The 10,375-nt window shown below is 74.6% G+C and carries 7 protein-coding genes and 1 pseudogene; 5 read left to right on the top strand and 3 right to left on the bottom strand.

The window, feature by feature from the left end:
- Positions 1-90: 90 nt before the first annotated feature.
- Genes IEZ12_RS12940 through fabG form a run of 3 tightly spaced genes read left to right on the top strand, consistent with a single transcriptional unit; the run spans position 91 to position 3,276 of the window.
- On the top strand, positions 91-1,239 hold the full coding sequence (locus IEZ12_RS12940) for an acyl-CoA dehydrogenase family protein (protein ID WP_189272173.1): 1,149 nt from the start codon (positions 91-93) through the stop codon (positions 1,237-1,239).
- 55 nt (positions 1,240-1,294) lie between these two features.
- Complete coding sequence (locus tag IEZ12_RS12945) at positions 1,295-2,482, top strand: thiolase family protein (protein WP_100584816.1); 1,188 nt, start codon at positions 1,295-1,297, stop codon at positions 2,480-2,482.
- 35 nt (positions 2,483-2,517) lie between these two features.
- Positions 2,518-3,276 (top strand): 3-oxoacyl-ACP reductase FabG, encoded by a 759-nt coding sequence (gene fabG, locus IEZ12_RS12950; protein ID WP_189272174.1) that lies wholly within the window; start codon positions 2,518-2,520, stop codon positions 3,274-3,276.
- 62 nt (positions 3,277-3,338) lie between these two features.
- Here the strand turns inward: fabG and IEZ12_RS12955 are convergent, their stop codons facing one another.
- Both IEZ12_RS12955 and IEZ12_RS12960 read right to left on the bottom strand, forming a co-directional pair.
- A complete protein-coding gene (locus tag IEZ12_RS12955) occupies positions 3,339-4,985 on the bottom strand; it encodes an ABC-F family ATP-binding cassette domain-containing protein (protein WP_189272175.1) in 1,647 nt (548 codons plus the stop codon).
- 492 nt (positions 4,986-5,477) lie between these two features.
- Positions 5,478-7,112, bottom strand: coding sequence for an ABC-F family ATP-binding cassette domain-containing protein (locus IEZ12_RS12960; RefSeq protein WP_189272176.1), 1,635 nt, complete (start codon positions 7,110-7,112; stop codon positions 5,478-5,480).
- Positions 7,113-7,543: 431 nt separating this feature from the next.
- Here IEZ12_RS12960 and IEZ12_RS12965 point away from each other — a divergent pair, with 431 nt between their 5' ends.
- Complete coding sequence (locus tag IEZ12_RS12965) at positions 7,544-7,951, top strand: carboxymuconolactone decarboxylase family protein (RefSeq protein WP_189272177.1); 408 nt, start codon at positions 7,544-7,546, stop codon at positions 7,949-7,951.
- A gap of 66 nt (positions 7,952-8,017) precedes the next feature.
- Positions 8,018-8,407 (top strand): Imm1 family immunity protein, encoded by a 390-nt coding sequence (locus tag IEZ12_RS12970; protein ID WP_189272178.1) that lies wholly within the window; start codon positions 8,018-8,020, stop codon positions 8,405-8,407.
- Between the two features lie 7 nt (positions 8,408-8,414).
- On the opposite strand, the pseudogene IEZ12_RS12975 reads toward IEZ12_RS12970, so the two are convergent.
- Positions 8,415-10,375 (bottom strand): annotated as a pseudogene (locus IEZ12_RS12975) (hypothetical protein); the annotation flags it as partial.

Below are 10,375 nucleotides of genomic sequence, written 5' to 3' on the forward strand. Positions count from 1 at the left end.
AGGCAGCCTCTTCCGTGCGGGGCGGGGGCGGGCTACAGTCGCCGTAAAACTTGCACCGCTAGTTTATTGGGACTGTCGAGGGGTCGCCGCGTGGACCTGGAGCTGACCGAGGAGCAGGCCGCCGTCAGGGAGTTGGCGGCCGGGTTCGCCGACCGGGAGATCGTGCCGTTCGCCGCCGAGTGGGACCGGGCGGAGTCGATCGACCTGGGGATCGTGAAGAAGCTCGGCGCGCTGGGCTTCCTCGGCCTGACCCTGCCGGAGGAGTACGGCGGCAGCGGCGGCGACCACCTGGCGTACTGCCTGGTGCTGGAGGAGCTCGGGCGCGGCGACTCCTCGGTGCGCGGGGTGGTGTCGGTCTCGCTGGGCCTGGTCGCCAAGTCGATCAACGCGTTCGGCACGGAGGAGCAGAAGCGGCAGTGGCTGCCGCGGCTGTGCTCGGGCGAGGCGCTGGCGTGTTTCGCGCTGACCGAGCCCGGCACCGGGTCCGACGCGGCGAACCTGACCACCCGGGCGGTGCGGGACGGCGACCACTGGCTGATCTCGGGTTCGAAGATGTTCATCACCAACGGGACGTGGGCCGAGGTGGCGCTGGTGTTCGCCCGCACCGGCGAACCCGGACACCGGGGGGTGAGCGCTTTCCTGGTGCCCACCGACACGCCCGGGTTCACCCGCACGCCGATCCACGGCAAGCTGGGCCTGCGCGGCCAGGCGACCGCCGAGCTGTCCTTCGACGCGGTCCGGGTGCCCGACAGTGCCCGGCTCGGCGCGGAGGGCAAGGGCTTCACGGTGGCGATGGCGGCGCTCGCCAAGGGTCGGATGTCGGTCGCGGCGGGCTGCGTCGGCATCGCGCAGGCCTCCCTCGACGCGGCGGTCCGCTACGCCGGCGAACGCGAGCAGTTCGGAAAGTCCATCGCCCACCACCAGTTGGTTCAGGAGCTGCTGGCCGACATCGCGGTGGACGTGGCCGCGGCGCGGCTGCTGACCTGGCGGGTGGCCGACCTGGTCGACCGCGGCCTGCCGTTCGCCACCGAGTCCTCGGTCGCCAAGCTGTTCGCCTCCGAGGCGGCGGTGCGGTCGGCGAACAACGCGCTGCAGGTGTTCGGCGGGTACGGCTTCATCGACGAGTACCCGGTCGGCAAGTACCTGCGCGACGCCCGCGTGATGACGCTGTACGAGGGCACCAGTCAGATCCACAAGCTGCTCATCGGGCGTTCCCTCACCGGGGTCAACGCCTTCTGACCGTGCGTCACGAGCGCACCGGTCGGCCGACCGTCACGAACAGGAGCTCGACGAAGTGCTTCCGGTCTTCATCGCCGCCGCCCGCCGCACCCCGATCGGTCGGCTGCGCGGCGCACTGTCCGCCGTCCGACCCGACGACCTGTCGGCGGCGGTGCTGCGCGGACTGCTCGACCAGGTGCCGGGGCTGGACCCGGCACGGATCGACGACGTGTACTGGGGCGCCGCCAACCAGGCCGGCGAGGACAACCGCAACCTGGCCCGGATGGCGGTGCTGCTCGCCGGCCTGCCCGACTCGGTGCCGGGCGCGACCGTCAACCGGCTGTGCGCGTCCGGGATGGAGGCCGTCACCACGGCGGCCCGGGCGATCGGGTCCGGCGAGGCGGACGTGGTGGTCGCGGGCGGCTGCGAGTCGATGAGCCGGGCCCCGTTCGTGCTGCCCCGCCCGGACGAGGCGCTGCCGCACAAGCTGGAGACCTTCGACACCCGGCTCGGCTGGCGCCTCACCAACCCGCGGATGCGCGAGCTGCACGGCGTGCTGTCGATGGGCGAGACCGCCGAGGAGGTCGCGGCCCGCTACGGCATCGACCGCGAGGCGCAGGACGCGTTCGCGCTGCGCAGCCACCGACTGGCCGCGCAGGCACGGGAGTCGGGCCACTTCGACGCCGAACTGCTGGCCGTCGAGCGCCCGGACGGGGTGCTGGTGGAGCGCGACGAGTCGATCCGTCCCGACACCACGGCCGAGAAGCTGGCCGCGCTGAAGCCGGTGTTCCGGGCGGGCGGGACCGTCACCGCGGGCAACGCCTCGCCGATGAACGACGGCGCGGCAGCGCTGCTGCTGGTCAGCGAACGAGCGCTCGCGGAGCTGGAGTTGGAGCCGCTGGGGCGGTACGTGGCGGGCGCGTCGATGGGCGTGCACCCGGACGTGATGGGCATCGGGCCGGTCCCGGCGACCCGGCGGGTGCTGGAGCGCGGCGGCTGGAAGCTGCAGGACGTGGAGACCGCCGAGTTCAACGAGGCGTTCGCGGCCCAGGCGCTGGCTTCCGTCGGCGAGTTGGGCATCGACCCGGAGCTGGTGAACCCGTCCGGCGGGGCGATCGCCCTGGGCCACCCGCTGGGCTGCTCGGGCGCCCGGATCCTCACCACGCTGCTGCACCGGATGCGCCGCACCGGCGCCCGGCGCGGCCTGGCGACCATGTGCGTGGGCGTCGGCCAGGGCTCCGCGGTGCTGGTCGAGCGGGACTGACTTCATTCATGACGAACCATCGGAAAGGTGTGACTGTGGGCAGGTTCGACGGCAAGGTGGCGGTGGTGACCGGCGCCGCGCAGGGCATCGGGGCGGCGACGGCGCGGCGGCTGGCCGAGGAGGGCGCGGCGGTGGCCGTGGTCGACCTGACGGCGGAGCGCGCCGAGGGCACCGTCAAGGAGATCGTCGCGGCGGGCGGCACAGCGCGGGCGTTCGGCTGCGACGTGGCCGACTACGAGGCGGTGGAGGCCGTGTTCGCCTCCGTGGTCGAGGAGTTGGGCGGGGTGCACATCCTGGTGAACAACGCCGGGATCACCCGCGACAACCTGTTCTTCAAGATGCCGAAGAGCGACTGGGACCTGGTGCTGTCGGTCAATCTGACCAGCGCCTACAACTGTTCGCACGTCGCGCAGCGGTACTTCGTGCAGCAGAAGTACGGCAAGATCGTGTCGCTGAGCTCGCGATCGGCGCTGGGCAACCGCGGCCAGGCCAACTACGCGGCGGCGAAGGCCGGCATCCAGGGCCTGACGGCGACGCTGGCGATCGAGCTGGGTCCGTACAACGTGAACGTGAACGCGGTCGCGCCGGGCTACATCGCGACCTCGATGACGGCGGCGACGGCCGAGCGGGTCGGGGCGACGCCGGAGGCGCACCAGGCGGAGGTCGCGCAGCGCACCCCGCTGCGGCGGGTGGGCCTGCCGGAGGAGGTCGCCTCGGTGGTGGCGTTCCTGGCGAGCGAGGACGCGTCGTACGTGAGCGGGCAGACGCTGTACGTCAACGGCGGCGCGCGGTAGGTCTGTTGGCGCAGGCCGGCCCGGCCCGGACTCGTGGGAGTCCGGGCCGGGTCGGCGGTGCGTCAGGGGTTCAGGCTGATCTCGCGACCCTGCCAGCGGCGGCGCAGCCAGCGGTCGTGGGCGGCTACCACGATCGCGCCCGGGCCCTTGGCGCCCATGGCCTCCTCCAGTTCGTCGCAGAGCACCGGGGAGAGGTGGTTGGTGGGTTCGTCGAGCAGCAGCAGCTGCGGCGGGCGGGCCACCAGCAGGGCGAGGGCGAGGCGGCGGCGCTGGCCGACCGACAGGGACCCGACGGGGCGGTCGAGGTCGGCGGCGGCCAGCAGACCGAGCGAGGCCAGCGGGACGCGTTCGGCGCGGTCGGGGCCGAGCGCCAGCTCGTAGGTGTCGCGGGCGGTGCGGTCGGGCCGTTCGAACGCGGTGTCCTGGGTGAGCAGACCCACCGTCAGGTCGGGCCTCCGGTGCACCCGTCCCGTCGCGTCGAGGCGGCCGGCCAGGACGGCGAGCAGGGTGGACTTGCCGGTGCCGTTGCCGCCGGTGATCAGCAGGCGTTCGTCCGCGGCCACGTCCAGGGCGTCGAGTGCGAGCCGTCCGGGTACCCGGAGCCGGTGCAACGTCACCAGCGGGTCGGGCGCCTCCTGCTCCGAGCCGGTGGCGGGGGCGTCCGGGCCGGTGGTGAGGGTGTCCGGGACGAAGCGCAGCGGGGCGGGCGGTTCGGCCACCTGTCGGCGTTCCAGGTCGGCGAGTCGGCCGGCGGCGTCGCGCACCCGGCGGGAGATCTGCTGCTGCACCCGGCCGGCCCGGTGGCCGTAGCCCATCTTCTCGTTGTCGGTGGGCCCGCGGTCCGGGGCGACCCGGTGCGCGGTCACCTCCACCGAGCGCCGCAGCTCCGCCAACTCCCGCTGCTCGTCGGCGAACCGGCGCTCCCAGCGGTGCCGCCGGGCGCGCTTGGCGTCCAGGTAGGCCCGGTAGCCGCCGCCGAAGCGGACCGGGCCGTCCGCCGCCGGGTCGAGGTCGAGCAGGTCGGTGCAGACCGCGTCGAGGAACGCCCGGTCGTGGCTGGCGACGACCACCGTGCCCGGCAGGGAGCGGAGTTGCTCCTCCAGGAAGGCCGCGGCGCCGTCGTCGAGGTGGTTGGTCGGCTCGTCGAGCAGGACGGCCGCGGGGCGGCGCACCAGCAGGGCGGCCAGGGCGAGGCGGCCGCGCTGCCCGCCGGACAGCGAGCCGAGAGTGCGCTGCGGCGCGGCGGCGGCCAGGCCGAGACCGTCGAGCAGCAGGGCGGCGCGGCGGTCGGCGTCCCAGGCCTCCCGGTCCTGGGCCTGCTCCAGCCGCGCGCCGTACGCGGCCAGCAGGTCGGGCAGGCGCGGGTCGCCGTCCGGGAGTTCGGCGAGGTCGGCTCCGAGCCGGTCGAGTTCGGCGAGGTCGGTACGGGCCTCGCGCAGGGCGTCGTCCAGTACGGCGGCGACGGTGGTGGCGGCGTCGAACGGGATCTCCTGGTGCAGGTACCCGAGGTCGGCCGGGCGGTCGACGCGCCCGGCATCGGGCTCGTCCACGCCTGCCAGCACTCGCAGCAGGGTGGACTTGCCGCAGCCGTTCTCGCCGATCAGGCCGAGACGGCGGCCGGGTGCGGCGGTCAGCGACAGGCCGTCGAGGATCCGGCGGCCGCCGAGGACCCGGACCAGGTCGTGGGCGATCAGGGCAGGTTGGGTCATGGGGTAACTCCCTTGAAGTCATTGGCGGCTCGCTTCGAGCGGGCGAGCGGCCCGGGCCGGGATCGGACGGGCCGACTCGGCGACAGCCGGGGCTCGTTGGGGCACGGCGCGGTCGGCGGCGGCGCGGTCGGCGGCGAGCCGCCACCCGGGCCGCGGGACGCGGCGGGACGGCCGCACGGTGCGGCCCACCGCCGCCCCGGGATCGTCAACTGGGGTGCGGACGCCCGTGGTTGAAGCAGGGTTGAAGCACCCCATCGATCACGGAGCCACGCCGAGCAGCTCGCCGGTCCGACCCCGCCCAGGTGGCTCGACCTCGCCCACACCCTCGGCTGGTCGAGCCCCGCCGAACTCCCCCGTGGTCCGCGACGTGCAGCCCGCCGGGCACGCTGCCGCAATCCACGGGAACCGGCAGGGCAGCCTCCCCGCGGCCCGCTCGCGACACCTGCCCGGACGGCCGGTGGCCTGCCCGGGCAGGTGTCGCGGGCCGGTCGGTCAGATCGCGGGGGCCGCCGCTTCGGCGAGAACGCCGTCGGCCAGGCGCAGGCGGCGGTCGACGCCGATCTCGGCGAGGAACCGTTCGTCGTGGCTGACCACCACGAACGCGCCCTTGTAGGCGTTCAGGGCGCTCTCCAACTGGCCCACGCCGACCAGGTCGAGGTTGTTGGTGGGCTCGTCGAGCAGCAGCAGGTGCGGTGCGGGTTCGGCGCACAGCACGCAGGCCAGGGTGGCGCGCAGCCGCTCGCCGCCGGACAGCACGCCGACCGGGAGGTGCGCGCGGGGGCCGCGGAACAGGAACCGGGCGAGCAGGTTCATCCGCTCGGCCTCGGGGCGCTCGGGCGCGAACTCGGCGAAGTTCTCCGCGACGGTGCGGTTCTCGTCCAACAGGTCCAGGCGCTGCGACAGGTACGCGATCCGGCCTTCGCCGCGCCGCAGTTCGCCGCCGTCCGGGGTGAGCGCGCCGGTGATCAGCCGCATCAGGGTGGTCTTGCCGGCGCCGTTGGGGCCGGTCAGCGCGATCCGTTCGGGGCCGCGGACGACCAGGTCGACGCCGCCGGGGGCGAACACCTCGCTGCCGTCGAGGCGCGCCTGCAGGCCGGTGCCGTGGAACAGGGTGCGGCCGGCGGGCACCTGGGTGTCGGGCAGTTCCAGGCTGAGGCGCTGCTCCTCGCGCACCGCCCGCCCGGCCTCGTCGAGGCGGGCCTTGGCCTCGTCGACCCGGGCGGCGTGCACCTGGCCCGAGCGGCCGGCGGCTTCCTGCGCGCCGCGCTTCATGTTTCCGGCGAAGATCTTCGGCAGGCCGGCGTTCTTCAGGTTCTTCGCGGCGTTGCTGGCCCGCCGGTCGGCGCGCTCCCGGGCCTGCTGGGCCTCGCGCTTCTCCCGCTTCAGCGTCTGCTCGGCGTTGCGGACGTTGCGCTCGGCGACCTCCCGCTCGCCCCGGACGGCCTCCTCGTAGGCGGTGAAGTCGCCTCCGTACAGGCGCAGTTCGCCGTTTCCGAGTTCGGCGATCCGCTCCATCCGGTCGAGCAGCGCACGGTCGTGGCTGACCAGCAGCAGGCAGCCGTTGAAATCGGACAGCACGTCGTAGAGCCGGTGGCGGGACGTCAGGTCGAGGTTGTTGGTGGGCTCGTCGAGCAGCAGCACGTCCGGGCGGCGCAGGAGTTGGGCGGCGAGGCCGAGGGAGATCACCTGGCCGCCGCTGAGCGTGCTCAGGCTGCGGTCCATGGCGAGGTGGCCGAGGCCGAGGCGGTCGAGTTGGGCGCGGGTGCGCTCCTCGATGTCCCAGTCGTCGCCGATGGTGGCGAAGTGCGCCTCGGCGACGTCGCCGGACTCGACGGCGTCCAGGGCGCGGATCACCTCGGCGATGCCGAGCACCTCGGCGACCGTGAGGTTCCCGGTCAGCGGCAGGGTCTGCGGCAGGTAGCCGAGGGTGCCGGAGACGGTCACCGACCCTGCGGTGGGCTTGAGTTGGCCGGCGATCAGGCGGAGCAGGGTGGACTTGCCGGAGCCGTTCGGGGCGACCAGGCCGGTGCGGCCGGTGGGCACGCTGAACGACAGGTCGTGGAAGACGGGGGTGTCGTCCGGCCAGGAGAAGGACAGGTTGGAGCAGACGACGGCAGCGTCGGACATGGTGAAGAGACCTCGAAGGTGCTGGAGGGCAGGGAACAGCCACTGCCCCGGGGGACGGGCGAAAAAGGGGACGACGAAACGGACCACTCCGGCAGCGCTCCTGTGCGCCGGCCCGGTGGCCGTCAGATCCGGATCTCACCCGGAGATGTCGTCGTCACCCGCCACGTCTCTGTCCCTCTGCTCACGCGAATCGCGTACCCGCGCATCGCGTACCAACGGTGTCGCGGCGAGTGTAGCGCCTCCTTGCGCCGGACGTCGCAGCATTTGATTCGGGCAGGTGTCGACCCGACCGGGCCCCGCAGGGCCGGTCCTCCGCTGGGCCGGCCGGGGGTCGCGTCGGCGCGGCCCGCCCGGTGCGGCCCGGCCGGACCCTACGGTGGCCTTCGGGCCGTCGAGCCGCCCGATCGTCGAACCACGCAGGGAGCCGGGCCATGACCACGGACGACCGCCGTGAGCGTTTCGAGCGGGGCATGCGGGTCCTCGGGCGGATCGACGGCGAGGCGGGCGAGCGGATGGTGGCGGCGCTGACGGACGTCTCCCCCGAGCTGGCGCACCAGATCGCGGCCTGGGGGTTCGCCGAGATCTACTCCCGTCCGGCGCTGGAGCCACGCGACCGGCAACTCGTCACGCTCGGCATGCTGACCGCGCTCGGCGGCTGCGAGCCCGAGGTCGAGGTCCACGTGAACGCCGCGCTGAACGTCGGCCTGACCCCGCGTCAGATCGTCGAGGCCCTGCTGCACGCCGCCGCGTACTGCGGCTTCCCCCGGGCCGTCAACGCCACCCTCGCGGCGAAGCGGGTCTTCGCCGAGCGCGGCCTGCTGCCCGTCGACGCGGACTGAGCCCGGCCTCCCGGTAGCGTGGGCGGTTCGGGACCGCGCCGCCGCGCCCGGAGGGAGACCGCCCGCATGACCCATCAGCACGCCGAGCGCTGGGAGTTCGCCGATCACGCGTCCACCGCGGCCGACCGGCAGGACGCCGTCGCCGAGCTGCGGCGACGGATCGGCGCGGGCCGGCTGGAGAACTGGCTGCACAGTTCGCGCGGGCGGCAGTTGGCGGTGGTCTGCAACGGCGAGCGGGCGATGGTGATGCTGCTGGACGGGCCGGGCGACCCGGGCGGGCACGCCGTCGACCCGGGCGCGGACGGCTGGAGCGACGGCTACCTGCTCGCCAACGGCCAGCACGACGAGTACCCGGACGAGGACACCGTCCCGCTCGACCGGGCGCTGCGCCTCGTCCGGCACCTGTTGGACACCGGCGCGCCGCCGCCGGACGCGCCGTGGTCCATGGATCAGTGAGTGGACATCAACTGCCCGCCGCCGCCTTCGCGTTGACGAGCTGCTGGAGGTAGCGTTCGGAGGCGCGCAGCTTGCGGCCGTCGGGGCCGGGCAGGTGGGCGCGGAGCTCTATGATCTCGGGCGCGATCCGGATCGCCTCGGTCGGGTCCTTGACGGCGCGCCAGCAGGCTTCGGCGTTGGTGGCGGCGCGCTGGGTCTCGGGGTGCTCGGGGCCTTCGACCTGCAGCAGCGCGGCGGCCACCTGGCGGTACAACTCGGCGGCCAGCAGGGGCAGTCCGGCCACCCGGGAGACGTGTGCGCGGACCTGCCGGACCTGGAGCACCACCGGGGCGAGGGTGCCGTGCGCGGCGACCGCCTTGTTCTCCAGGGCGAGTGCGAGCGTCGCGGCGGTGTCGTGGTCGCCTGCCTCGGCGGCCCGGACGATCTCGCCGATGGCCTCCAAGTAGTGGGTCGGCGGGGCCTGTTCGGCCGGGCCGGACGGGGCAGCGGCGGCGTTCTTCTCCAGCGGGACGGCGGCCACCCGCGGGTCGTGCCGGACCGACGGCTTGTCCAGTGGCACGGTCGCCGCCAACGGGTCGTGCCGGAGCGGTGGTTGGGGCTTGTCGAGCGGCACGGTCGGGACGGTCGCGCCGGGGTCGGGCAGCGGCAGGGTGGCGGCCAGGGCGTCGCCGGTGATCGGGACGGTCGCGGCCAGCGGGTCGAACCGGGGTTCCGCCGCGGCGGGTTCGGACCGTTCGAGCAGTCCGGCCGGTGCGGGCGCGGGTGCGGCCTTGGCGAAGTCCACGGCGTACCACTCGGCCGGGGCGGGCGCGGACTCGGCGGATTCGACCGCCGGTGCGGCGGCCGCCGCCGGGAGGTCCTTGCCGAGCCGGACGGTGGGCTCGGGTGCCGCGTCCGGTGCGGGGCGGTCCTTGCCGAGGTCGACCAGCGGCGTGTCCACCGGGACCATCGGGACGCCGCGCACCAGCGAGACGATCATTCGGCGGCGGGCGGGCGTGGCGGGCACGCCGGGCTTGCGCAGCGAGACCAGGGCGCGCGGCGTCCAGCCGGGGGCGAGCCGGGGCCGGGCCGGTTCGGCGGGGCGCGCGGCGGGCGGGGCGGCCGGGGTCGCGGCGGGGGGTGCGGTCGGCCGGCCGGCGGCGGGGTCGGTGGGGCCGATCTGCCGGGAGGTGTTGCGGAACCACGGCCGGTCGCCGGGGTGCGCGGCGATCACCACGGTGTCGGCGCGCAGCACCGAGTGGACCTGCTGGCGGACCAGTTCGGGGGTGAGCAACTGGTCGGCGCCGGGGCGGCCGCGGTGCAGGGTCTCGATCAGCGCGCGGGTGAAGGTGCCGAGCTGGTCGGGGTCGTGGTTGACGACGGCCCACAGCGGCACGCCTTCGCTCAGCTGCTGGCCGGCGGCGGAGACCAGGTGCGGCCACAGCACCGGGTCGGCGCTCAGGTCGCCGATCACCAGGGTGTCGAACTCGGTTCCGCGGTGCCGCAGTTCGGTGGCGAGGGCGGACCAGGGCAGGCTCTCGGAGGCCTTGTTCTCGCGCAGCGAGAGGTACATCTGGTCGCCGCGCCGGTCGGTGACCAGGTGGCCGCCGAGGTGGATCAGCAGCGGCCCGGGGTGGCGGGCGGCGGCGCGCAGGTGGGCGAGCACGGTCTGCGGGTCGTTGGCCCCGGGCAGGTGGACGGCGTCCACCTGGTCGGCGGAGAGCAGGATCTGCGGGGCGACGCCGGCCAGCGCGGCGGACAGCACGGAGGCGTGCGCGGTGCCGCCGCGTCCCCAGCGGCGGCCGCCGCCGTAGCCGCCCTCGATCACCAGGATCCGGCCGCGCAGGCCCTGGCCGATGCCGCGGGCGGGCGCGGGCGCGGGTACCGGCGCGGGTGCGGGAGTTGACGCCGCGACGGGTGCCGGGACGGCCGTGCCGGGCGGCGGCATGTCGGCGGTGATCACCGGGATCATGCCCGTCCAGCCGGTGC

The sequence above is a fragment of the Kitasatospora griseola genome, from assembly GCF_014648555.1.
Classification (GTDB): Bacteria; Actinomycetota; Actinomycetes; order Streptomycetales; family Streptomycetaceae; genus Kitasatospora; species Kitasatospora griseola.

Bases quoted from the DNA above. Each gene is read 5' to 3' on its own strand.
- IEZ12_RS12955 (WP_189272175.1), bottom strand. From the start codon at position 4,985: ATGACCCAACCTGCCCTGATCGCCCACGACCTGGTCCGGGTCCTCGGC.
- IEZ12_RS12960 (WP_189272176.1), bottom strand. From the start codon at position 7,112: ATGTCCGACGCTGCCGTCGTCTGCTCCAACCTGTCCTTCTCCTGGCCG.
- IEZ12_RS12965 (WP_189272177.1), top strand. From the start codon at position 7,544: ATGACCACGGACGACCGCCGTGAGCGTTTCGAGCGGGGCATGCGGGTC.
- IEZ12_RS12970 (WP_189272178.1), top strand. From the start codon at position 8,018: ATGACCCATCAGCACGCCGAGCGCTGGGAGTTCGCCGATCACGCGTCC.